The 22594-nt window shown below is 69.2% G+C and carries 18 protein-coding genes, 1 tRNA gene and 1 pseudogene; 4 read left to right on the top strand and 16 right to left on the bottom strand.

What is annotated here, in order from left to right:
• Nucleotides 1-8: 8 nt before the first annotated feature.
• The 3 genes from ACIBO8_RS25450 to fxsT all read right to left on the bottom strand — a co-directional run bounded on the left by ACIBO8_RS25450 (nucleotide 9) and on the right by fxsT (nucleotide 4234).
• The gene (locus ACIBO8_RS25450; RefSeq protein ID WP_396117800.1) at nucleotides 9-791 is read right to left on the bottom strand and encodes a transposase family protein; all 783 of its coding nucleotides are present in this window, start codon (nucleotides 789-791) and stop codon (nucleotides 9-11) included.
• 267 nt (nucleotides 792-1058) lie between these two features.
• The gene (locus ACIBO8_RS25445) at nucleotides 1059-1583 is read right to left on the bottom strand and encodes a hypothetical protein (RefSeq protein WP_396117799.1); all 525 of its coding nucleotides are present in this window, start codon (nucleotides 1581-1583) and stop codon (nucleotides 1059-1061) included.
• Complete coding sequence (fxsT, locus tag ACIBO8_RS25440; protein WP_396117798.1) at nucleotides 1580-4234, bottom strand: FxSxx-COOH system tetratricopeptide repeat protein; 2655 nt, start codon at nucleotides 4232-4234, stop codon at nucleotides 1580-1582. Before fxsT ends, ACIBO8_RS25445 begins: the two co-directional genes overlap by 4 nt.
• 204 nt (nucleotides 4235-4438) lie before the next feature.
• On the opposite strand from fxsT, the gene ACIBO8_RS25435 reads away from it, so the two are divergent.
• Together ACIBO8_RS25435 and ACIBO8_RS25430 are read left to right on the top strand one after the other, a co-directional pair.
• Nucleotides 4439-5614 (top strand): pentapeptide repeat-containing protein, encoded by a 1176-nt coding sequence (locus ACIBO8_RS25435; RefSeq protein ID WP_396117797.1) that lies wholly within the window; start codon nucleotides 4439-4441, stop codon nucleotides 5612-5614.
• On the top strand, nucleotides 5611-6879 hold the full coding sequence (locus tag ACIBO8_RS25430) for a tyrosine-type recombinase/integrase (RefSeq protein WP_396117796.1): 1269 nt from the start codon (nucleotides 5611-5613) through the stop codon (nucleotides 6877-6879). The genes ACIBO8_RS25435 and ACIBO8_RS25430 overlap by 4 nt, the downstream gene beginning before the upstream one ends.
• A gap of 294 nt (nucleotides 6880-7173) precedes the next feature.
• Here the strand turns inward: ACIBO8_RS25430 and ACIBO8_RS25425 are convergent, their stop codons facing one another.
• From ACIBO8_RS25425 to ACIBO8_RS25375, 11 genes are all read right to left on the bottom strand, one after another.
• Nucleotides 7174-8406, bottom strand: coding sequence for a PQQ-binding-like beta-propeller repeat protein (locus ACIBO8_RS25425; protein WP_396117795.1), 1233 nt, complete (start codon nucleotides 8404-8406; stop codon nucleotides 7174-7176).
• 662 nt (nucleotides 8407-9068) lie between these two features.
• Nucleotides 9069-9284: a helix-turn-helix domain-containing protein gene (locus ACIBO8_RS25420; RefSeq protein ID WP_396117794.1), complete on the bottom strand. Its 216-nt coding sequence runs from the start codon at nucleotides 9282-9284 to the stop codon at nucleotides 9069-9071.
• A gap of 162 nt (nucleotides 9285-9446) precedes the next feature.
• A complete protein-coding gene (locus tag ACIBO8_RS25415) occupies nucleotides 9447-10574 on the bottom strand; it encodes a tyrosine-type recombinase/integrase (protein ID WP_396117793.1) in 1128 nt (375 codons plus the stop codon).
• Nucleotides 10575-10743: 169 nt separating this feature from the next.
• Nucleotides 10744-10820, bottom strand: a tRNA-Pro gene (locus ACIBO8_RS25410).
• A gap of 86 nt (nucleotides 10821-10906) precedes the next feature.
• Nucleotides 10907-12292, bottom strand: coding sequence for a ribosome biogenesis GTPase Der (der, locus tag ACIBO8_RS25405; protein WP_396118212.1), 1386 nt, complete (start codon nucleotides 12290-12292; stop codon nucleotides 10907-10909).
• Between the two features lie 35 nt (nucleotides 12293-12327).
• Nucleotides 12328-13008 carry a (d)CMP kinase gene (gene cmk / locus ACIBO8_RS25400; RefSeq protein ID WP_396117792.1) on the bottom strand — a complete coding sequence of 227 codons (681 nt, stop codon included), beginning with the start codon at nucleotides 13006-13008 and terminating at the stop codon, nucleotides 12328-12330.
• Nucleotides 13009-13649: 641 nt separating this feature from the next.
• Nucleotides 13650-13820, bottom strand: a complete 171-nt coding sequence (locus ACIBO8_RS25395; protein ID WP_396117791.1) for a hypothetical protein — start codon at nucleotides 13818-13820, stop codon at nucleotides 13650-13652.
• Nucleotides 13821-14931: 1111 nt separating this feature from the next.
• The gene (locus ACIBO8_RS25390) at nucleotides 14932-15714 is read right to left on the bottom strand and encodes an alpha/beta fold hydrolase (protein ID WP_396117790.1); all 783 of its coding nucleotides are present in this window, start codon (nucleotides 15712-15714) and stop codon (nucleotides 14932-14934) included.
• A gap of 52 nt (nucleotides 15715-15766) precedes the next feature.
• Nucleotides 15767-16525 (bottom strand): pseudouridine synthase, encoded by a 759-nt coding sequence (locus ACIBO8_RS25385; RefSeq protein ID WP_396117789.1) that lies wholly within the window; start codon nucleotides 16523-16525, stop codon nucleotides 15767-15769.
• A complete protein-coding gene (scpB, locus tag ACIBO8_RS25380) occupies nucleotides 16494-17414 on the bottom strand; it encodes an SMC-Scp complex subunit ScpB (RefSeq protein WP_396118211.1) in 921 nt (306 codons plus the stop codon). The genes ACIBO8_RS25385 and scpB overlap by 32 nt, the downstream gene beginning before the upstream one ends.
• A gap of 581 nt (nucleotides 17415-17995) precedes the next feature.
• Entirely contained in the window at nucleotides 17996-19282 is a 1287-nt protein-coding gene (locus ACIBO8_RS25375; RefSeq protein ID WP_396117788.1) for a segregation and condensation protein A, read from the bottom strand.
• 225 nt (nucleotides 19283-19507) lie between these two features.
• Here ACIBO8_RS25375 and ACIBO8_RS25370 point away from each other — a divergent pair.
• Nucleotides 19508-20335: pseudogene (locus ACIBO8_RS25370) on the top strand (DUF72 domain-containing protein).
• A gap of 347 nt (nucleotides 20336-20682) precedes the next feature.
• Complete coding sequence (locus ACIBO8_RS25365) at nucleotides 20683-21147, top strand: class I SAM-dependent methyltransferase (protein ID WP_396117787.1); 465 nt, start codon at nucleotides 20683-20685, stop codon at nucleotides 21145-21147.
• A gap of 86 nt (nucleotides 21148-21233) precedes the next feature.
• On the opposite strand, the gene ACIBO8_RS25360 is transcribed toward ACIBO8_RS25365, so the two are convergent.
• Together ACIBO8_RS25360 and ACIBO8_RS25355 are read right to left on the bottom strand one after the other, a co-directional pair.
• Nucleotides 21234-22247 carry a hypothetical protein gene (locus tag ACIBO8_RS25360; protein WP_396117786.1) on the bottom strand — a complete coding sequence of 338 codons (1014 nt, stop codon included), beginning with the start codon at nucleotides 22245-22247 and terminating at the stop codon, nucleotides 21234-21236.
• On the bottom strand, nucleotides 22244-22588 hold the full coding sequence (locus ACIBO8_RS25355) for a PadR family transcriptional regulator (RefSeq protein WP_396117785.1): 345 nt from the start codon (nucleotides 22586-22588) through the stop codon (nucleotides 22244-22246). Before ACIBO8_RS25355 ends, ACIBO8_RS25360 begins: the two co-directional genes overlap by 4 nt.
• Between the last annotated feature and the right edge of the window lie 6 nt (nucleotides 22589-22594).

Raw genomic sequence — 22594 nt, 5'->3', positions numbered from 1 at the left:
TCGATTTCTCATTCTCCGTAGCAGTTCGTTTCGACTCCGTGCAGGACGAGGATGGCCTGGACGATTACGGACGCGCGGCGCGGGCAGCAACGCAGCTTGGCCAGAACCTTCCAGGTCTTGAGCGTGGCGATCGCCCGTTCACCACGGGCACGGATCCTCGCGTGAGCCCGGTTGACTGCCTTCTGCCGCCGGGACAGTTTCGGCCGGTAGCGGTGCCGCTTGAAGGGTGTCCGCACGCTGCCCCGTGCGCCTTGGTAGCCCTTGTCGGCGAAGGTCATCACGTCCTGGCTGGTCAGCGCGTCGATGATGCCGTGGGTGCGAGCGGCGCTCAGGTCGTGCGCCGTGCCCGGCAGGGCCGGTGACGCCCAGACGAGCCGACCAGCGGCATCGGCGATGACCTGCACGTTCACACCGTGCCGCCGATGCTTGCCGGAGTAGTACGGCTTCTGACTGCGGACCCGGTCGATCGGGATCAGCGTGCCATCCAGGATCGCGTGCGCGAGTCGCTGGATCCGCCGCATCGCCGCGGCCAGGTCCTCGGCGGCAGCCGCGAGCAGGGCGATCGCTTCCTGCACGTATCGCCAGGCGGTGGCGACGCCGATCTCGAACCCGGCGGCCAGTCGGGTGTAGGTGTCGCCGTTGCGCAAGTGAGCCAGGGCGAGCAGCGCCTGCCGGCCGGGGTCGAGGCGCCGCCACCGAGATCGGCGCTGCTGTCGATGTAAGCGGATGCGGTCGGCGAGGTGATTGAGCGTGCGAGTGGACAACGGGATAGCGGCAGGGTAGGACAGCAACGAGGCTCCCGGTTGGGGCACTAATTTGGTCGATTGCTGTCCTACCGGGAGCCTCACCTCGTGCCGCTACCGACCTCCCACGCGTGGCTGAGCAGCACGATCAGGCTGGAAACGGCTCCCTGGTGATGTCGTGCGTGAACGAACGGCATCGCCGGAACCGGAATGGGCTCCGTTGGGCCATCAGATCAACCACACGAGAATCATCGACTCATTTCACGCTGCCAGCGTGATTGAGCGCTCGATGCCCCGAGGGCACATCAGTGCGCCTCACGTCCCCACGATTTGACGAAGGTGTTCTTCGATCAGAATCTCTAAGTTCCTGCACCCCCGAGGGGAGTAGTCATAGATCAAAACCCGACGGTGTCGAAGATCGAAGGGAACATCGTCGAGAGATTGCGATATCAATAGTACCGGAATTTCAAGAGCATGCGCGATACCCACTTCGTAGAACACGTTGGGATTTCGACCGGTCAAATCAGCTATGACGACCTTCGCCTTCTGGATGGCTGTGATCACGTCCTCCATGACCACGTTCGAGCCGAACATGTCGTCGCCTCGAACGCACTCGAGTCCACACCTCGACTCAACAGCGGGCTTGATGAAGTCCTCATAAACGATCTGAAGATCGTCCGGCCCAAATGGCATTATCATGAATGCTGCCAGCCGCGACGTGGATGAACGCTGCGTCCGATGCACAGCCTCAAATCTGGCTTGCAGAAGTTCGAAGTCACGTTGCAACGCAGCTAGATCTGTACCTGGCTTGAGTTCTCCCGGACTTCCCTCGCCGGTCACTTCGAAACCTCAAGTACCTGTGCGACCTTCTGCGCCAGGCCAGAGTCCGCCGCTTTTAAGTATCCAAAGTGCCGCAGCGGCCCCTGTGGTTCACCTTGCACTAAGATGGGAAGTACCTTTTTGCGTCTTTCGAGAGCAACGAGAAGCTCTTGCGCGCACCATTGAGAAGCGAAGTAGCTTGGTGACATGACCGCGATTACCGCATCAGCTTCTGTTATGTACCGCTCAAGCAACTCAGCGAAGTTACTGCCGGGCGGGACCGAGGAGTCTCGGTGGACCACAAAACCGAGCTCGAGAAGCTGGTCGGACAAGAATTGTGCTACTGCCGAGTCCGCGGCGGCATAGCTCACAAAGATGCTTGGTTTCGCCGGCCCGCCTTGATTCGGGTGTTCATCGCCTAGGGTCCGCTGCCTGCGAGCAAGGGTGTCCTCGTCGAGCGGGCGGGCATGCTCGTGGTCACCCAACCGATGCAGGTCGAGAGCGAGGTTGCTGGCCGAGGAAAGGGTGTCCGGGTGGTCCTCCCCGAGCACCCGCCGCCTACGAGCAAGGGTGTCCTCGTCGAGCCGGCGGGCAGCCTCGTGGTCCCCGAGGGCACGTAGGCCAGCAGCGAGGTTGCTGGCCGAGGAAAGGGTATCCGGGTGGTCATCGCCGAGCACCCGCCGAGAGCGGGCCAGGGTCTCCTCGCTCAGCTGGCGCGCCTGCTCGTATTCCCCCGTCCGGGTCAGGTCGACGGCGAGGTTGCCGGCCGAGGAAAGGGCGTCGGGGTGGTCATCGCCGAGCACCCGCCGCAAGCGGGTGAGAGTGTCCTCATCCAGCTGGCGGGCTTGCTGGTAGCGGCCCAGCTGCCGGTAGATTTCGCCAAGGGCGGCGGCAGCGGCGAGAGTGCTGGTGTCATCGGGGCCGTGGCGCTGCCTCCATGCCTGGTGCAGGCGTTCAGTCAGCGGGAGAGCGGTGCGCACTTCACCTCGCGCCACCAGGTGCCACACCGATCTGATTGCGGTTGCACGCAAGTCGGGGTTGCTTGTGCCGGCCGGATCGACGGCAAGGATGTGCGGTAGCAGCATGCTCCATCGCGGCCACCATTGCGGGTCAGCGCCGCCGTCGGGGGCGGCGGCGACCAGCAGCTGTTCGACCGTACTGCGGTGAACGTCTGGGATGGGGTCGACGTCACGCAGGACGGCTTGGACCAGTAGGTGCAACAGGGGGCCGACATCGGTAAGCCTGGCTAATCCATAGCGGCTGAGCTGGGTGACGCTGTGGGCGAATGCGACCGGCCTGCCCGCCACCTCGGCAAGTGGATCCGGAAGCAGATCCGGCCGAGCGGTGAAAAGGTCGACCGGGACGGGTTCGGACCCGAGCCACGCACACAGAAATAGCAGCTCTGCCGCAGCGGCGTCGGCGCTGCGCAATCGGTCGGTGGTCAGTGTGACGGTGGCGGCTAGCGGAGCTGGATAGCCGCCTGGGGGTTGGCCGGTACCCATTAGTTGTGCCGCGTGCTCGCTGAGCTCCGCCAGGTAGGTGTCGGTGTCGAGGCGCGTCTCGCCGAGCAGGCCCGCGGCCTGCCCGACTGCGAGCGGCAGATCCCCCAATGCGTCAGCGAGCCGGTCCGCATCAGCTTGATCCAAGTGGGGCAGGTGGCTCCGCAATAGGACGACCGATTCGTCACGGGTGAATACGTCCACGTCCACCCCGGCGGCGACACCCGTCCAGACTGGGCTTCGGCTGGTGACCAGTAGATGACCCGGCCCGTCGGGCAGCCAAGAGGCGAGCTGCTCCCGGTCCTCGGCGTTGTCGAAGACCAGCAGCCATCGCGACGCCCGACGCAGGTGCTCGTACAGTGCTTCGACAGCCTCCGGCGTCGCGGTCCCGGCGGGAATCAAGCGCAGCTTCTGCGCCAGGGCGGCGAGGTGGTCACCGATCAGCTCGCTCTGCTCGGCGGGGACCCACCACACAAGGTCGTATTCCCCGGCGAACCGGTGGGCGTACTCCAAAGCAAGCTGGGTCTTGCCCACCCCGCCCATACCGTGCAACGCCTGCACCGCGACCCGACTGTAGCCGTGCAGGGTGTCGTGCAACCGGTTGAGCATGCCATCACGGCCTGTGAAGCTTGGGTTGCGGCGAGGAAGGTTCCACACCGCAGGTAGCGAGCCAGGCGGGCGCGGCCCTCCACGCACAGCCGCTACAGCGCTTGCAGCGGGGTAGCCGTGCAGCGTCGCGGTAGGCGCCCGATCGACTACCCGCCGTACCGCGTCGACCAGCACGGTAACCGCCTCATCCGGCGATAGGTCGAACACATCCGGCACGACGATCGGCGACCACAACCCGCCGTATAGGTCAACACGCTCGACCCGCAGTGGGATCAACTTCGCGGCAGGGTCCTTGCGACGCTGTGCCAGCCGGGTTGTCCACTCGTCGGTGGTGTAGCGGCCCGGGTCCAGGTAGGACGTCGAGAGCAGCACCAGCATCGGATTGCCGCGGTGCAGCGCCTCGTACATCGCCTGCACGAAGTTGGTTCCGGGCGCCCAGTCGACCGTGTCCAACTCGGTCCGGTAACCCGCCGCCTCCAGATGCCAGCGGGCCCACTCCGCCCACGGCCGGTCCCGACCGGCATGCGAGATGAAGATCCGCGACGCGTCATTCACAGCGTCCACACTGCACCACCTGGCGCTAAACGACGACCACCGAAAGAAGGATCATTACCGCGACCACGCCAAGCCGAATGCATTTCCCTCGTTCTGTTGGCCCTTCACTCGTTGGAGGGCGTCAGACACGGCAGGTTTCCAGCCCATGCACTGTCAGAGCACGCGACCAATTCATGTCCATTTGAATAGGATAACGGCTGTTATCCTATGCCGATGAAGACCCCGCGCTCCCCCGTCGAGCGGCGGCTCGCTCGGGTGCTGCGCCACCCCGGCTTCTGGGCACGCCTCGCGGTGCTGGCCGCTGCCGGGCTCCTCGTGCTGCTGCTCGGGCCGGTCGCCTGGTGGGCCACGCCGGCCAAGCATCTGCACGGCAAGGACAAGGCCGACGCCCGGAACGCCACCCGGCAGGTCCTCCTCGCCGCGGTCGGCGGGCTGGTGCTGCTCACCGGCGCCGGGTTCACCGCGCGCACCTTCTTTCTGACCCGCCGCGGGCAGTACACCGACCGCTACACCAAGGCCATCGCCCAGCTCGCCAGCGACAAGCTGACCGAGCGTCTGGGCGGTATCTACGCCCTCGAACACCTCATGATCGAGTCCGAGCGGGATCACCCCACCGTGGTCGAGGTCCTCGCCGCCTTCATCCGCGAGCGCACCCTCGAGGTGCCCGAAGAACCCGAGACCGACGACCCGTCCTCCTGGCCTCCGACGGCCACCGACGTGCAGGCCGCCCTCACCGTGCTCGGCCGCCGGCCCCACCGGGCCGAGCCCTCTTCCATCGAGCTGTCCGGTACCCGGCTGCGTCGCGCCAACCTCACCGGGCTGCGCTTCAGCGGAGCTCAATTCCAAAACGCCGATCTACGTGGCGCATATATGGAGGCGGTCGACCTTCAGGGTGCCCAGCTCTTTCGCGCCAGCATGCAGAAAGCCCTGCTCTCGGGCGCCCACCTGCAGGACGCACGCCTCTTCGACGCGCGACTCGCCGGAGCCCATCTGAGAGGGGCTCGCCTGCACCGCGCTTCCCTGGGCGCCGACCTGACCGGTGCTCACCTGTCCGGCGCCGAGCTGGACGACGCCCTGCTCGGCGGTGCAGTGCTGAAGGGGGCATACCTGGGCAGCGCCCGCCTGCACGGAGTCGACCTGCGCGAGACGAAGGGGCTCACCCGAGAGCAGGTGGATGCCGCCGAGACCGACGACCGTACCCAGCTGCCTGCAGATCTGCCGTACGCGAGACCGCGGATGTCGGTGGTGCCGTTTCCGACACTGCGCTCTCTCGAGAAGCTCGGGCCAAAGATCCCCGAAGGAACTACCGGCGGCGTTGAGACGCCGACGGACCCCGCACCCGAACGCGAAGTACCCGAGCCGCCAGACGCTACCGAGCACACGCCATGACCGGGTCCATCGCCGAGGTGGGCAACCAATCCGAGCCGGCCGCGCCATCGCCCCCGGACACTGAACTGTCGACGACGCCGATCCGTCTGCAGACGGGCGACGCACAGCGACCCGGCGCCACCCTGGACGCCCGGATGGCACGCATCGCCGCCCGCGTCGCCGCCTACCCCAGCCTGCCGCCGGACGACGGCACCCGGTACAGCGTGCGGCGGCTCACCGCGGCCTGGCTCCTCGAAGCGGAGTCCGCGCACACGGAGAAGGCCCACGACCGGGACCTAGCCACCTTCCTGCACTGGTGCGCGGCCGAGCGCCTGGACCCGCTGACCGCCCGGCCCACCGACCTGGCCCAGTTCCGGCTCTGGCGCGAGCTGCAGGGCACCGGCGGGCGCACCGCCAAGCCGGCCACCGTCGCCCGCGCCCTCGCCTCGGTGTCCAGCTGGTACACCCACCTGATCGCCAACACCGACGGGCGGGTGCCCCGCAACCCCGCCGCCGCGGTGAAACGCCCCCCGGTCAACGCCCACCACTCCCCCACCGCCGGACTCACCCTCGACGAGGTCGACCAGCTGCTCGCCGCTGCCGACGCCGAAGCCACCGACCGCGCCAAGCCCTGGCACGCCACACCCAGCCCCGGCCGGCACGGCCGGTACCTGGCCGCGCTACGCGACCGGGCCCTGCTGCGGCTACTCGCCGATCTCGGCCTGCGCATCGGCGAGGCCCTCGACCGCGACGTCCAGGAACTGAGCTACCAGGCGGGGCAATGCACCCTGCGCTACCGCGGCAAGGGCGGCCAACCCCGGGAACGAGCCCTGCCGGCGCACACCCTGGAGGCCCTCGACGACTACCTCGGCGCCCGCGCCGCCGCAGCGGAGATTTCCGTCGAGGCGCTGACCGGGCCGCTGTTCGCCACTACCGGCACCGGCGCGCGGCCCGGCCGGCTCGCCGAGCCCAACGTCTTCACGTGGCTGCGCCGCCTGGCCGCGGCCGCGGGCCTGCCCTCGGCCGGCCGGCTGTCGCCGCACTCGCTGCGGCACGCCTTCGCCACCGGCGCGCGCGCTGAGGGCGTACCCCTCGAGGACGTGCAGGACGCGATGGGGCACGCCGATCCCCGCACCACCCGCCGCTACGACCGCGACCGGCACAATCTCGACCGCGAGCTGGCACGTGCTCGGCGCCCGCCGGGCCAGCCGACGATCACCGGATCGGACGCGAGGGTCACGGGATCCATCGGCGCAACGTGTCAGCGTCCAGCCATACCGGCCTGACGTCACCCGGCGCCCGCTTCAAGGCGTTGCCCTGGAGGATGTGCAGGACACCTATCACGGGCTGCGAGACGCCTTCGGTCAGCCGTTCCGCGGCGCTGGACCATGGGGCAGTTCCTGGCGCTCCGACTGGTGAGTCTGTTCAGCGAGGGCCAGATCAACGGCATTCAGGTGTGCATCGGCCACCAGCTGGCATCTTTAACCCAGGGTTGACGGCGAGTCCGTCGGGCAGGGATTTGCCCGAGGGGCCCCAGCCAACGAGCACTGAAGGGCCCCTCAAAGGTCGAACTCGTTCGCTCAGGGCGCGAAAACCCCAATAGAGGAGCCCATTTCGGCGTAGAGGTGTCCTCCCACGATAGCCCTAATGTGTTGCGTGTTTCCGAGTGCCGAACTGACGGTCAACTTGGCTCCGGTCGAGGCGTTGAGCGCCAAGGGCATCCGACCGGTGTACCACCGCGGCACCCATACCAACCCTCCTGCTCGAACCGGCTGCCAGGTGGTAAGGCCAGTATCGCGAGTCCAGAGCTGCTTGCCGGTCGCCGTGTCAAAGCAACTGATGACGCTGTCCCAGCCGCTGATGTATAGGTGTCGGCCGTCGGTGGCTGCCTGCGCCCCGTTGTGGCGCGCCGTCCATTTTACGACGCCAGTTCGAGCGTCCACCGCGTGCACGAGTTCCTGAAGAGTCCCCTCGTACAAGTCGTAGTCATGCATGAAAACCTTGTCACCAGAGGCGGAGGCTGCTATGGCATCCCAGTTCCTCGGTGCAGTCCAGAGAGTTGTGCCGGTGCGGATGTCGATGACATCAGAGCGGTCTGCGCCGTCGTTGCTGTGCCGAACCGTGACGCGGCTCCCCGCGACGACATCGCTCGGCCACAGTTGCCGCTCTGCGGTCCCGAGTTGCGTCCACCGCTTCCGCCCACTGCTCGCCTCCACGCCATACATGGCCTGCGGCGCACCTTCAACCGAGACCCCCGCGAACAAAATCATGCCGTCCGCTGCGAGCATGAGGTCCGGAGTGACGTCGTCGCGCAGTTGCCAACGAAGCGCACCGTTGGTGGCATCGAAGGCGTAGATGGCGGCATCGGGGTTGGCTGGCCGTCCACATGTGCGTGTTGCCACGACTGCTAGCTTTCCGACCGAGGTGAACCCGCGAACTTCCTGGTTCCGGAGGTCGACCGGTGCCCGCCACAAGCGTTTGCCGGTTGCGGGAGCGTACGCAGTCAGCCAGTCATCGACTGCCAGGACACGGTTGTCGATGACGAGAGGTCCGTGGGTCTCCGATAGGCAGCGATTTGAATAGATCCGAGGGAATTTCCACTTGAGCTTAAGTTTGCCGACGCTCGCTGCGTTGATGACCCTCTCAGCGGGGTTGTAGTAGGTGCCAGCGGCGTCATACCCGGGCTGCGCCCAACTCGCGGACGTGGCAGCTGTGGCCGAGGAAGGCTTAACGAGGGGCGAGGCGATGAGCAAGCTGGCCGTCGCGATGACACGAATTGCAATGTGTAGGATCTTCATTGTGTCCTTCGGCAAGTGGGGCATCTTACTCTCACCATAGGCCAGGGAACCGGTCTATTGAGTGCCACCACGTCGTCCGACCGGCTCCCTATTCCCGCCGTTCAGCGCATTCTCGACGAAGCCAGATAAGGGAGCCGAGAGGCGGCCTCCCGGGCATGGTCCGGGGCGTCGAGGATAGGATTGGGCAACCACCGGCAGTTGACGCGCAGCGGCGCGGCGAATGTGAGTCATGTAGGGATCAATCCTGCCGGCCGCTGGAGAGGCGTGGCGAGAAGCCCCTCGTGATCGGTGCATCTCAGTGAGGATTAGCATGCAAGGTTGGCGGCATGTCGGTATGCCCGCCAGGACACCAGTGGCGCTTTGCTTCCATCTGCTCGCATCGGAATGACAGCACACCCGGCGTCATGCCATTCCAATACGGCCGCCAAAGTATTGATTGCGCGGTTCACTCAGCCCCCATCGAGCCTCCGCCAATGCCGCACCGAGCCTGACCGGAACAGGTTTCCAGGGGCAAGCTGCCTGTCCCTGTCTAGGGCTGTCCGCAACTGTCTCGAGCCATCAGCGCTTCGGCGTTGCCCGCATCCTCGCTTTGGCAACCGCTCTGCTGACTGGACCTTGTAACCCCTCGTTGACCCCCGTCGGCGGCCCACCAGCGAAGGAGGGTCGTCGCCCGCCGGTCAGGATGCGGCGGTCGCACCGAGGACCGCCAGCAAGCCCTCGACCGAGACGACGTAACGCTTTCCGACCCGAATGAGGGGAACCGGGAACTCGCCGGAACGAGCCAGCGTGTAGGCGGTGGTCCGCCCGATACCTAGCACCGAAGCCGCCGTCTCCACGTCCGTCGCCATTCCCAGTTCGCGCACCTGTGCCACCGTCCACACACGCTTGGACACCCGGTCTCCCTTCGCCTCGACACGCGCCGCGCGGCGTCGCATTCGTCGTCACCTGTGGGACGTGCCGTGAGGTCTGCTCCTTGATTCAGCGCATCACAACAACGATGACAGTGGCAGCTGTCCGAGACTGTCCCCAGCCGTCCGAAGCTGACCAACGGGCGATCAGTTGGCAACTTCGCCGAGGGCGGAGTCCATCAGTTCGGCGGCTTTACGTTCACTCTCGGGAAGGACGTGGGTATAGATCTCGCGCGTGGTGCGGGCGTCGGCGTGGCCGAGCCGCTTCTGCATGACGTGCTCGGGAACGCCAGCGTCCGCTCCGGCTGTCGCCGAGGTGTGCCGGGCGTCGTGCAGCACGATGACCGGAACACCGGCCGCCGTGCACGCGTCCTCCCAGCGATCGGTGAAGTACCGCGGGTAGTAGGGTTCGCCGTCTTCGCGGGGAAACACATATCCGTAGTCATGGTAAAGCAGCCCGGCAGCGGCATTCTCCTCGTCCTGGCGGGCCTTGTGCTCGCGCAGGACGCGCACCATCGCAGGGCCGATCGCGATCGGGCGCCGACTCTTACCCTTCGGCGACTTCTCGATGACCTTGTTGCCGCAGATCGTGCGCTGGCTGTGGATGTAGACGTTCCCCATTTCGAGATCAACCTTCGACCAGCGCAGGCCGGCGATCTCCCCGCGCCGGGTCCCGGCCACTACTGCGAGCGCCCAGGCCGCGTACAGCCGTGAGTCGCGATGGAACGTGAGGAACTGCTTCGATTCCTTCGGCGTCCACACGCCTTTGCGGCCGTGGTCCTCTCGTTCGGCCGGGCGTGGCTGGCGGACGGAGCCTAGTTCGATACCGAGATCCCGGAACGCCTTCATGAGGACGCGGTGCACGGTGCGGACCGTGGTCGGCGACAGCGGCTTCTTTCCGGAGCCGCCTTCTTTCAGCAGCTTTTTGTAGAAGTCCTGGACTGTCCGCTTGTCGAGGTTGTAAAGCTGCCGGCCGCCGATGTGCGGGATCACGTACATCCGGAACAGGTTGCGATAGTTGTCGAGAGTGGTTTCTTCGATGTCGAGTTCGCGTTCCGACAGCCAGCCGGTCAGTTCGGCTGCGACACTGCCGTCCGCGCCGATGCTGGCCTCGCCGTAGGCTTTCCGGGCTTCGGCTTTTGCCTTCTCCGCAGCCGTCTTGCTAGGAAATCCACGTCGCTTGTACTGGCGCCGTTTCCCGTCGTCACCGGGCGGCAGGTCGACGACGAAGAACCACAGCGTCTTGGTAGAAGTCTTGTACGAGCCGACGGTCATCTGGGCGCCCCCGTGGTCACAGAGCTGAGCTGACCTCATCCACGGTAGGCCTGCCTGTGACCACGCCTGTGACCACAAGATCCAGTAGAGCGATCTTGATCGAGCGACGATCGTCCATAGAAAAAGCCGCTGACCAGGACTTTCGTCCTCGCCAACGGCTTCAAAACGCTGGTCGGGCTGACAGGATTTGAACCTGCGACCCCTTGACCCCCAGTCAAGTGCGCTACCAAGCTGCGCTACAGCCCGATGCCACGCCCCGGATCCCCAGTGCGCGGCAACACCATCACCCTACCCCAGTCCCTCAACCGGTTTCACACCGGCATGCCGGGTCGTCACCCGTGCGCTTTGCCTCGCCCGCCCGGCCCCAGCTTCTTCCTCGGCCGGACCGACACCTCTACCGGGCTCCCCTCGAAGCCGAACTCCTCGCGCAGCTTGCGCTCCACGAACCGCTGGTAGCCCGCGTCGAACGGCCCGGTCGTGAACAGCACGATGCGGGGCGGGGCGACTCCGGCCTGCGTCGCGAAAAGCACTCGCGGCGCTCGGCCGCCGCGGACCGGGTGGGGGGTGGCTTGGGTCAGGGCGGTCAGCCACTGGTTGAGGGCGCCGGTCGGGATGCGTTGTTCCCAGCTGGCGAGGGCTCGGCGGATCGCCGGGGCTAGTTTGTCGACTGCTCGGCCGGTTTTGGCGGAGATGTTGACTCGGATGGCCCAGGGGATGCGCTTGAGTTCGCGGTCGATTTCCTTGTCGAGGTAGAACCGGCGGTCGGCGTCGACCAGGTCCCACTTGTTGAAGGCGATGACCAGGGCGCGGCCGGCTTCGACGACCTGGGTGAGGACGCGCTGGTCCTGCTCGCTGATTGTTTCGGCCGCGTCCAGGAGGACGACGGCTACCTCGGCGGCTTCGACGGCTCCGGCGGTGCGCAGGGAGGCGTAGTACTCGGTGCCCGACGCCTGGTTCACGCGCTTGCGGAGGCCTGCGGTGTCGACGAACTGCCAGACTTCGCCGTCCATCTCGACCAGGCTGTCGACCGGGTCGACGGTGGTGCCGGCTACCGAGTCGACCACCGCTCGCTCTTCGCGGGCGAGGCGGTTCAGCAGGGAGGACTTGCCGACGTTGGGGCGGCCGACCAGCGCCACTCGGCGGGGGCCGCGGGGGCCGCCTTCGATGATCGGGGGCGCCGGGGGCATCGCGGCGAGGATGGCGTCGAGGAGGTCGCCGGAGCCGCGGCCGTGCAGGGCGGAGACCGGGTACGGCTCCCCGAGGCCCAGCGACCACAGCGACGTCGCCTCGAGTTCGACGGCCTGGTTGTCGGCCTTGTTCGCCACCAGCAGGACCGGCTTGGCGCTGCGGCGGAGCATGCGGACGGCCTTCTCGTCCATGTCCGTGGAGCCGATCGTGGCGTCGACCACGAACACGACCACGTCGGCGGTCTGGACGGCGATCTCGGCCTGGGCGGCGATCGCGGCGGCGCGGTCCTTGGCGTCCGGTTCCCAGCCGCCCGTGTCGACCACGGTGAAGCGGCGGCCGTTCCACTGCGCGTCGTACGGGACCCGGTCGCGGGTGACGCCCGGCACGTCCTCGACCACTGCCTGGCGGCGGCCGATGATGCGGTTGACCAGGGTGGACTTGCCGACGTTGGGGCGGCCGACGACCGCCACGATCGGCTGGGGTCCCGCCGGCTCGTCCCCGTCGGGGGTCGAGCCGTCGGAGAAGGTCACGTCGTCGAACTCGGAGAGATCGACGGGAAAGTCAGTCACGAACTCACCTTGCTGTTGAGCATGTCGAGGAGCCGGTTCACGACGTCGTCGATCCCCATGCCCGTGGTGTCGAGCTCGGTCGCGTCGTCGGCCTGCCGCAGCGGGTCGACCGCCCGCGACGAGTCGAGCTTGTCGCGCCGGGCCAGGTCGGCCTCGGTCGCGGCGACGTCGGTGGCGTCCTCCGCGCTGCGGCGCTGGGCGCGGGCGGCGGCCGACGCGGTCAGGTAGACCTTGAGGTCGGCGTCCGGCGCCACGACCGACGCGATGTCACGGCCCTCCACGACGATGCGCGGCGCGCCCGAGATGATGTCCTGCTGGAACTGCACGAGCATCGTGCGTACCTGCGGAATCGCAGCGACGGCCGAGACCGCGCCGGTGACCTCGGGCCCGCGGATGGCCGCGTCGACGTCAACCCCATTGGCCTCGAAGTGCGGCGCGCGCGGGTCGGTGCCGATCGAGAGGTCGGTCTCCTGGGCAATCTTGAGCACCGAGTCGGCGTCCGCCAGATCGACGCCCGCCTGGAGCACGGCCCAGGTGATGGCCCGGTACATCGCGCCGGTGTCGAGGTAGACGCCGTCGATCGCGATGGCGAGACGCCGGGAAACGGTGGATTTACCCGATCCCGAGGGACCGTCGACGGCCACCACACACCGCTCGGGCCGTACTGCTTGCGCCACCGTTACCTCCAAGGTCGGGGGAAGAAACCTTCCCCATTGTGCCCGGTCCCTCCGACAGGATTTCGCCCGGAGGCACAAGCGTGGCCGGGCCGGTCGTATTCCGCACCCGGGTGCGGTGCCGGGTCGCATTCCGGAGGTACGGCGACCACCCCGACCCAACCGCAAGCGACCACCGACCGGCGTCAGAGGCCGGGCATGAGGCGGACACCACACCGGGCCCCGGGCCGAGCGGGTCCCACCACGGCCGGACGCACACACCCAGCCGCAGCCGCCGCCATCCAGTCACACGCAATCTCCCAGCCATATCCAGCCGCCGAGCCCCGCGGGAGGCTGCCACGCCGGAACCTCGATGGCACGGCCACGCCGCCACACTCAGGCACGCAGGCACGCAGGCCGTCGCCGGAGGGTGCCTGCCCCAGCACTCCCAGCGGCCCAAGCCCCGCGCCCCGCCGTCTCCACCCTCATCGGCGCCGCATCACCCCGACAGCCACCGCGGCACCGAACGGCACGAGCAGACCGGCGAGGATCATCGGCGCGCAGCTCACCCCGAGCCGCGCGACCATCCGATCCATCCAGCCGCACTCCGCAACGCGATCACGATCAGAACGGTCCGGGCCGCGGTCAGCGCATAACCGCCCGCCTCACCGAGGATCATGTGCACGCGTGGTGAAGCTCTCCACCGCACCCGGCCGGCCCGCCGGGGACGTGGCCGGACCGGTCACGACGCCGGCGAGGAACGGCACGACCAGCGGCCAGCGCAGCAGCCCCACGACCTGAACGACAGCCGCCGCAACGCCGATGCCCGCAGTCACTCGGGCCACCCGGGCCAGCCGAGCCACCCTGCCACCCGAGCCAGCCCAGCCAGCCGAACCAGCCGAACCAGCCGAACCAGCCGAACCAGCCGAACCGGCCGAACCGGCCGAACCCAGCCGAGCCACCCGAACCCAGCCGAGCCACCCGAACCCAGCCGAGCCACCCGAACCCAGCCGAGCCACCCGAGCCACCCGGGCCAGCCGGGCCACCCCGGCCACCCTGCCACCCGAGCCACCCGGGCCACGCCGCCACCCGAGCCACCCGGGCCAGCCGAGCCAGCCGAGCGAGCCGAGCGAGCCGAGCCAGCCGAGCGAGCCGAGCCAGCCGAGCGAGCCGAGCCAGCCGAGCGAGCCGAGCCAGCCGAGCGAGCCGAGCCAGCCGAGCGAGCCGAGCGAGCCAGCCGAGCGAGCCGAGCGAGCCAGCCGAGCGAGCCGAGCGAGCCGAGCGAGCCAGCCGAGCCACCTGCCACCCGTGCCATCCGGGCCACCCGGCTCGGCCGGGCGAGCCGCGAGAGCCGCAAGGCGACCGGCGCCAGGAGGGCCGCCCCGGCAGTGAGCAGCAGGAACAGACCGCCGACCAGAACGGCATCGGCTCGGAACCGGCCCGGGACCATCTCCGCAGCCGGGCTCTGCAGAGTCCCCGTCACTCTCCGCAAGTGGTTCAGGAGGACGGACGACGACGCAAGGACCGCGCACGCATTGTGGCTGCCGGTGAACTCAGCGACGTCGGGACACCACACCGAGCAACGGAAGGGGTATCCGGTCAAATCCGCCTGGTCCTCGAAGAGTGCATGGGCCGTCACCACACGCGAGCGCGTGATCATCTCTGCCGTTTCCGGTCTGACCATGCACACGCTTCAAGGGGCATCTTCATCCGTGCAGACGCGATGCGTAGCTGCGGAGAGCTAGCCCGCAGTGACCAAGTGGCGGTAAGCCGACCTCAATTCCGGTCGACACCGAGGGCCGGCCACCTCATCGTCGTCCACCTGCTCGGCTTCGTCGCCCTGGAAGCCGCAAGCGGGACCCGAAGCACGGCAAGCGGCCCACAACGCGTTCCCGCCGCGCCGTGCCCGCGAACGACCGCCAGCCCGATACAACATCACCGAGCGGCTCATCCGTGGTCTCGACCGGCTCCTGGACGGTCCGCGGCGGTGATCTCGTCCAGCAGTGTCATGCACCGCTCCGGGTCCTCCACGTGCGCGTTGTGACCCAGCCCGGCCAGGGTGACGACCGGTACGCCGAACCCCGCCAGCTGCTCATCCGTATTCATCGGATCGTGCTCGCCACGCGCCAGGATCACCGCCGCCGGGCTGCGTGTCACCAGCCCCGCTACATCGGGAGCCCCGACGCCGAAGGCCCTGCCGTCCAGCGCGAGCCGCCACCGGCCGTCCTGTTCGGACAGGCCGGCGTCCACGGCCGGGTCGCCGTCGTCGATCAGCCCGGACAGCCCCGAGACTCGCAGGTGCCGGGCCGCCGCCTCGTCCCGCGAGCCGAACCACGTCACCGGCCGCCGGGCCATCGCCTGGGCACGGTCCAGCTCCTCGTCGCTCCAGGCGACTTTGATCCCCAGACCGGCGACCACGGTGACCGGCGCACCGGCGGCGGCGAGAGCCAGGGCGACGACACCGCCGAGCGAGTGCCCCAGCACGACCGTCCGGTCACCGGCCTCGGCGAGCGGCCGCACCGCGGCGGCCAGGGCCTCGAACGTGTATTCCGGCAGCGGCGCGGACCCGCCGTGTCCGGGGAGGTCCGGCGCGACCCACCGCCCGGGCCACCGGTCGGCCAGCGTCGGGCGCCAGCCGGCCCAGACGTCGGCGGTCGCGCCCAGACCGTGCAGCAGGATCAGCAACGGCTCCCCGTCGCCGCCGCTCAGCACTCGGAGATCACCGTTCACGACCGGGATTCTGCCACCCGGATATGACATCCGTACGTGGCAGAAGCGCTTGCTACTCCCCCACGGCCTTGAAGAGCGCGCCCACCTCGGCGTTGGACAGGTGGCGGAATCCACCCGGCCGCATGTCGCCCAGCCGGATCGGTCCCACCGCCGTACGGATCAGCCGCGACACGGGGTGCCCGACCTCCTCCATCATCCGCCGAACGATGTGCTTGCGCCCCTCGTGCAGGGTCAGTTCGACCTGCGCCGTCTTGCCGATCGCGTCCACGAGCTTGAACGCGTCGACCTTGGCGGGCCCGTCCTCCAGCTCGATGCCGCTGAGCAGCCGCCGGCCGACGTTGCGCGGCAGCGGCCCGGCGACCTCGGCCAGATACGTCTTCGAGACCCCGTACGAGGGGTGCATCAGCTTGTGCGCGAGCGCCCCGTCGTTGGTGAGCAGCAGCAGGCCCTCGCTGTCGGCGTCGAGCCGGCCGACGTGGAAGATCCGCTGCTCGAACGTGCCGAGGAAGTCGGCGAGCTCGTTGCGTCCCTTCTCGTCGTCCATGCTGGAGACGACGCCGCGGGGCTTGTTCATCGCCAGGTACACCAGCTTGGTGTCGGTGACGACGCGCTGCCCGTCGACGTGGATCTCCGCCGTCGCCGGGTCGACCTTGTCACCGAGCTTGGCCACCCGGCCGTTGACGGTCACGCGCCGCCGGAAGATCAGATCTTCGCAGGCGCGCCGGGATCCGACTCCGGCGGTTGCCAGGACTTTCTGCAGCCGTACGGAATTGTCCGGATCAGCCTGAGGCATCGAGCACTTCTTCCACATCGTCGGGCAGGAACGGCGCCAGCGGGGGCAGCTGGTCCACCGAGTTGAGGCCCAGCTTTTCGAGGAACAGCGCCGTGGTCCGATACAGGAATGCCCCGGTCTCGCCCTCGGTGCCGCATTCCTCGATGAGGCCGCGCGTGACAAGGGTACGCATCACGCCATCACAGTTCACACCGCGGATGGCCGAGATCCGCGACCGGGTCACCGGCTGCTTGTACGCCACCACCGCGAGGGTCTCCAGCGCGGCCTGCGTCAGCCGCACGGACTGCCCGTCCAGCACGAACCGCTCCACGTACGGCGCGTACTCCGGCCGCGTGTAAAGCCGCCACCCACCCGCGGCCCGCCGCAGGTCGAACCCGTGCCCGGCCGCCGTGTACCGCGCCGAGATGTCCTCGAGCATGGCCGCTACCCGCTCGGTCGGCTGCTCCACGATCTGCGCCAGCTGCATCTCCGCCACCGGCTCGTCGACGACGAGCAGAATCGCCTCGAGCGCCGCCCGCAACTCACCGTCGTCGAGGTGCTTGAGCTCTACTTCTTCTTCGGTACGGGTCGACGGCTCCCCAGAAGCAGCACCCCCTGCCCTGACTCGACGGCCTTGAGCAGGAATCCCGGACCCGGCCCCGCTCCCGCCATCGGCGACCTCGTCGTCCGCAGCGCGATCGACCACGTCCCCGGCGTCGTCCCCACCGACCGGCAGCGGGGCATCCACCAGCGGCGACGACTCGTCCTCGTGCTCCGAGGCCTCCTCGATCGCCCCGGGCAACGGCAACTCGGGCCCGACCCCGACGTCGGTCGGATCGAGTTCGCCCTCCCCGGGAATCTCCTGCGGAGCGTCGACGGTCGCGGGCCCCTCAACCTCCCCGGGAACCGGCGGAAGCTCCGGCGGCACCTCATCGCCACCGGCCGACCCGAGATCATCGACCGAACCGGCGCCCTCGTCACCATCCGGACCGACGCCCTCGACGCCACCGGAGCCGGCGCCCTCAGCGGAGGCACGTGCCGCGGTCGAAACGGCCGCCGCCGCGAGCCCGTCGCCCTGCGCCGACCCGTCATCCTCGCCGGCGCCCATTTCCGCGAACGCGGTTCCGGCGGGGTCGCCCGACCGCTCCCCGCCGACTGAGCCCGCTGGGTCCAAGTCGTCGTCCGGCCACTCAGCACCGGCCGAGCCAGCTGCGGGGAAATCCTCGCCTGACCGCTCCACCTCACCCGAGCCGGCTATGGCGAAATCCTCGTCGGCCGAGCCGTCTGCCTCGGCCGAGCCGGCCGCGTCGAGCTCCTCGTCGGCCGAGCCGGCCGCGTCGAGCTCCTCGTCGGCCGAGCCGGCCGCGTCGAGCTCCTCGGACAGCAGCTGGTCCTCGTCCTCCACCCGGTGCGCTGCCGCGTACGCGGGATCCGGCGGGCGCTGAGCGCGTTCCCACGGGGGAACCCAGGAGGCCGCCTGGGCGGCGAGGGAGTCAGGGCGCTCGTCGGTCATGCCTCGTCCTCTTCCGATGAATCCTCCGGTGCGGCCGCGGCCTCCGGATCGTCCTGATCACGCCCGTCATCGTCCGCGACCGACCCGCCGCCGGACTCCGGCTCGGCCGCACCATGCGACTCGCCCGCCGCGGCCTCCGGCTCGGCCGCACCGTCCGACGCGCCCGCCGCGGCGTCCGGCTCGCCTGCCGCGGCCTCCGGCTCCGTTGCCGCGGCGTCCGGCTCCGTTGCCGCGGCCTCCGGCTCGGCCGCACCGTCCGACTCGCCCGCCGCGGCGTCCGGCTCGCCTGCCGCGGCGTCCGGCTCGGCTGCCGCGGCGTCCGGCTCGGCTGCCGCGGTGTCCGGCTCAGGCTTGCTGCCCTCGTAGTCGTCGATGTCGAGGTCCGGCCCGGCGTCGTCCCCGCCGATCCACCTGATCGTCAGCTCGTCCAGCGACACCGGTTGCTCGAAGTCCACGAGCCCCTCGCGGTACAGCTCGAGCAGCGCCAGGAAGCGGGCCACCACCTCGAGGGTGTTCTCGCAGTCGGCGACCAGCAGGCTGAACGTCGACGTGCCGGCCCGCCGCAGCCGTTCGCGGATCAGGTTGGCGTGTTCCCGCACGCTGACCCGCACCTGGTGGATGTGGGCGATCGAGACCTGCGGCGGCCCCGGTTTCGGCACGAACTGCTTGAGCGCCAGCTTGAACAGCCGCTCCGGGCCGACGCCGAGGACCAGTTCGGGCAGCGCTTCCGCGTACCGTGGTTCCAGCGAGACCGCGCGCGGCCAGCGCCGGGCCCCCGTGCTTTCGAGGTCGGCGATGTGGGCGGCGGCTTCCTTGAAGGCCTTGTACTGCAGGAGCCGCGCGAACAGCAGGTCGCGGGCCTCGAGCAGGGCGAGGTCCTCCTCGTCCTCGACCTCGGCGGCGGGCAGCAGCCGGGCGGCCTTGAGGTCGAGCAGGGTGGCCGCGACCAGCAAGAACTCGCTGGCCTCGCCGAGATCCCAGTCGTCGCCCATCGCCCGGATGTACGCGATGAAGTCGTCGGTCACCTGGTGCAGCGCAACCTCGGTGACGTCGAGCTTGTGCTTGCCGATGAGCTGCAGGAGCAGGTCGAAGGGGCCGGTGAAGTTGGTCAGCCGTACCGTGAACTTGCCCGTGTCGGCCTGCTCCGGCGCACCCTCGCCGGCCGGCGGACCGTCGGGCGGCGGTGCAGCCGTCAGCACCGGCGGGTCGGCGGCGGAGCCGGTCGGCGCCGGACCGGGGCCGCCCGGTTCGCCGGGCGCGGGGAGAGCAGGCTCTTCAGGCACGTGCTGACCGTAGACCACGGGTCCGACAAGCTGCTCCCGGCTCACTCGTGCAACCCCCACAACCTTCGCGAACAGCCTCTCGTGGGTCAAACGCCACGGCGGGCCCGGGGTAACTGACAGAGAGATCATCAATTCGCGGCGAGGCCTCTCGGCGGTGGTGCGGTAACGTCGCGACGAAGCGGGTGGAAAGGGCCGACATTCATGCGCCTGCACGTCGGATGCGCGATGTGGAATCTGAAATCCTGGCAGGGCCGTTTCGTGCCGCACCCTCTGCCGCCCCAGGAGCGCCTGCGGGCGTACGCCGGCTGGTGCAACGCGGTCGAGGGCAACACCACCTTCTACGCGACACCGTCGCGGGAAACCGTGCAGACGTAGGCGGCCCAGACCGACACCGACTTCCGCTTCGTGATCAAGCTGCCCAAGCGCATCACGCACGAACGCCGCCTGGTCGGCGCCGACGAGGACCTGCGTACCTTTCTCGCAGCGATCGAACCGCTCGGCCCGCGCACCCATGCCGTCTGGATCCAGCTACCCGGTACCTTCTCCCCCGCCGACACAACCTCGCTCGCCGCGTTCTTGGCCCACCTACCCCGCATTCATCGGTACGCCGTGGAAGTGCGCCACCCCGCATTCTTCGACGACGCGAACGCCACCACGACGCTCGAGAAGGCGCTGGCCCCCGTCGCCGCGGAATGGGTGCCGTTCGACACGACAGCGCTGTTCCGCAGCCCGCCGACCAGCGACATGGAACGCGACGCCTGGACCAAGAAGCCGCGGATGCCGCTGCGTACGCTGGCCCTCACGGACCGTCCGATCGTCCGCTACCTCGGCCGCGACGACCCGGACCGGACCGTGGAGGGCTGGCGTCACTGGGTCGACGCGGTCACGGAGTGGCTGCGGGAAGGCCGTTCTCCGACGGTGTTCATCCACACCCCGGACAACGCCGACGCGCCGGCGCTGGCCCGCCGCTTCCACGACGAAGTACGCGCGCGACTGCCCCGGCTCGAACCCCTGCCCGAGCCGGCGCCGGCCCAACCGGACACGCTCTTCTAGGAATCGACGAATACTTCTCCGGTGATTCGCGAAGGTCTTGGCTTCCGGGCGGTGCTATGCGGGCCAAGCTGCTCAGGAAGGTGATCCGTTCCGGGTGATCACCGCATCCACGCCCCACCGCGGCCTCCAACGCAGCGTCGATCGCGATGGTGGTCTTCCCCGGTGGGCCGTGGAGCTCGGCCTAGGGTCGGCGTGTGCCCGATGCCATTTTTGCGGATCCCCGGCTGGCCGCGGTCTACGACGCCTTTGACGGTGATCGGGGAGATCTGGCCGCTTAGCTGACCATCGCCGATGAGCTGGGGGCCCGGCGGGTGGTTGATGTGGGCTGCGGGACCGGATCGCTGGCTGTGGTGCTTGCTCGCTCCGGGCGTACCGTCATCGGGCTTGATCCGGCGGCCGCGTCGGTGGAGGTTGCCCGGGCGAAGGATGGCGCCGCGGCCGTCGAGTGGCAGGTCGGCGATGCCGCCGGCGTGCCGGCGTGCGATGCGGATCTCGCTGTCATGACCGGCAATGTCGCGCAGGTTTTCCTCACCGATGAGGACTGGTTGGCGGCCTTGCGTGGTGTTCGCGGCGCGCTCCGGCCCGGGGGCCATTTCGTCTTCGAGACCCGGCGGCCCGGCTACCGGGCGTGGGAGGAGTGGGCTGCGGACATGGGTACGGTCGTCCGCGACGTCGTGGGACCGGTCGAGCAGTCGTTCGCCCTCACCGCCGTCGAGCTGCCGTTGGTCTCCTTCCGGTTCACCTACCGGTTCCGCACCGGCGGCTCCGTGGTCGTCTCCGATTCGACCTTGCGGTTCCGCCGAGCGCGATGAGGTCGAGGAGGGCCTGAACGCCTGCGGATTCCGGGTGCTGGATGTTCGGGAGGCGCCGGATCGGCCCGGGCGGGAGTACGTGTTCGTCACCCGTCGCGGCGCCGTACCGTGATGGTGAAGGACTTCTGTCCATGGCGGACGGTGGCTGCCGCGGATGCCGCCAGCAGCGGGACACCGGTCAGGAACAGGACGTCCGCCGTCACCAGGCCGACCGTCAGGTCGGGGCCGTACCGGAGTCCCACCAGGAATTCCATGAGCTGTTGCGCCGCGGGGATCGCTACGAGCGGCGCGAGGAGGACCGCGAGCCGGCCCCGGACGCTCGGCTCGGCGTGCCGCAGGCCTGCGATCACGAGGGCGGCCGCCGTCACGAGCAGCGCGTCCCGGACGGTGACGAGTCCGAGGATCTGGGTGGTGGCGAGCGAGCCGATCAGCGCCCGCGGGGCGGCGCTCAGGGTGACGATGGCGCCCCAGAGTGCCATGGCGGCCGGCGTCAGGGTGAGCAGGGTGCCGGCGGTGCCCAGGACGCGGGCGGGAGGCCGGCCGCGACGGGCGAGCAGCAGCATCGCGGCGACCAGGGCGGCCAGCATCGGCGCCCAGGACATGCGGATCGGGCGCAGGGGTTCGCCGGGTAGCCAGGCCACGATCGCCGCGATCTCGACGATGAGGCCGCCGATGCCCAGGGCGGCGGCGGTGCGGCGCAGGCCGGCGGCGACGGCGATCAGGACCGCCAGCCAGACGGCGGTCCGCGCGGCCACGTCGGACAGCAGGCCGGCGGCCGGAACGTGGGGGGTTTCCTGGGTGAGGATCAGGGCGCTGACGAGCCGGCGGGCGGCGGCGGCCGTGAGCAGGGCGGCGCCGAGCAGGGCGGTCACGCCGGCGGCGTCTCGCCAGCCGGGGCCGCGAAGGGCGCGGGCGCCGTGGCCGGCTCGGGTGCGCATGCCGGACCACAGCAGGTCGGCGGCCTCGCGGAGGCCGGGGCGGCGCTGGCCGGGTCGCGCGCCGGCCAGGAGCACGCCGAGCATCTCGTCGGCGTAGACGCGGCGGTGCTCCGCCGGGTACGCCCCCAGCAGCCGGCGGTAGCGGGTCTCGAGCGGGCTCATGCGGGCGCACCCCCCAGGTGGCGGCGGGCGCTCAGGCGACGCTCCGCGAGCGTGGCCTGGTGGCGCAGGCGGCTGGTCTCGGCAGCCAGCCGCTGTTCGCCGAGGCCGCTCAGGCGGTAGTACCGGCGCAGCCGCGACTGGACGACCTCTTCGCGGTCGACCTCGATGAGTCCCTCGGTGCGCAGCCGGTCGAGGGCCGCGTAGAGGGTGCCGGCGCGCAGCCGTACGCGGCCGTCGGTCATCCGGGCCACGTCCTCGATCACGGCGTAGCCGTGTTGCGGGCGCTCGGCGAGCGCGGTGAGGACCAGGAACGTCGGCTCGCGCAGGGGTCCATCGGTCATGACCGG

Source organism: Actinoplanes sp. NPDC049681 (assembly GCF_044465265.1).
Classification (GTDB): Bacteria; Actinomycetota; Actinomycetes; order Mycobacteriales; family Micromonosporaceae; genus Actinoplanes.
The sequence above is the reverse complement of the archived record's forward strand: the minus strand, read 5'-3'. Positions and strand labels throughout refer to the sequence as shown.

Coding starts and splice junctions, on each gene's coding strand:
- ACIBO8_RS25385 (WP_396117789.1), bottom strand. CDS start 16,525: ATGTGGAAGAAGTGCTCGATGCCTCAGGCTGATCCGGACAATTCCGTA.
- ACIBO8_RS25435 (WP_396117797.1), top strand. CDS start 4,439: ATGAAGACCCCGCGCTCCCCCGTCGAGCGGCGGCTCGCTCGGGTGCTG.
- ACIBO8_RS25415 (WP_396117793.1), bottom strand. CDS start 10,574: ATGACCGTCGGCTCGTACAAGACTTCTACCAAGACGCTGTGGTTCTTC.
- ACIBO8_RS25430 (WP_396117796.1), top strand. CDS start 5,611: ATGACCGGGTCCATCGCCGAGGTGGGCAACCAATCCGAGCCGGCCGCG.
- ACIBO8_RS25355 (WP_396117785.1), bottom strand. CDS start 22,588: ATGACCGATGGACCCCTGCGCGAGCCGACGTTCCTGGTCCTCACCGCG.
- ACIBO8_RS25360 (WP_396117786.1), bottom strand. CDS start 22,247: ATGAGCCCGCTCGAGACCCGCTACCGCCGGCTGCTGGGGGCGTACCCG.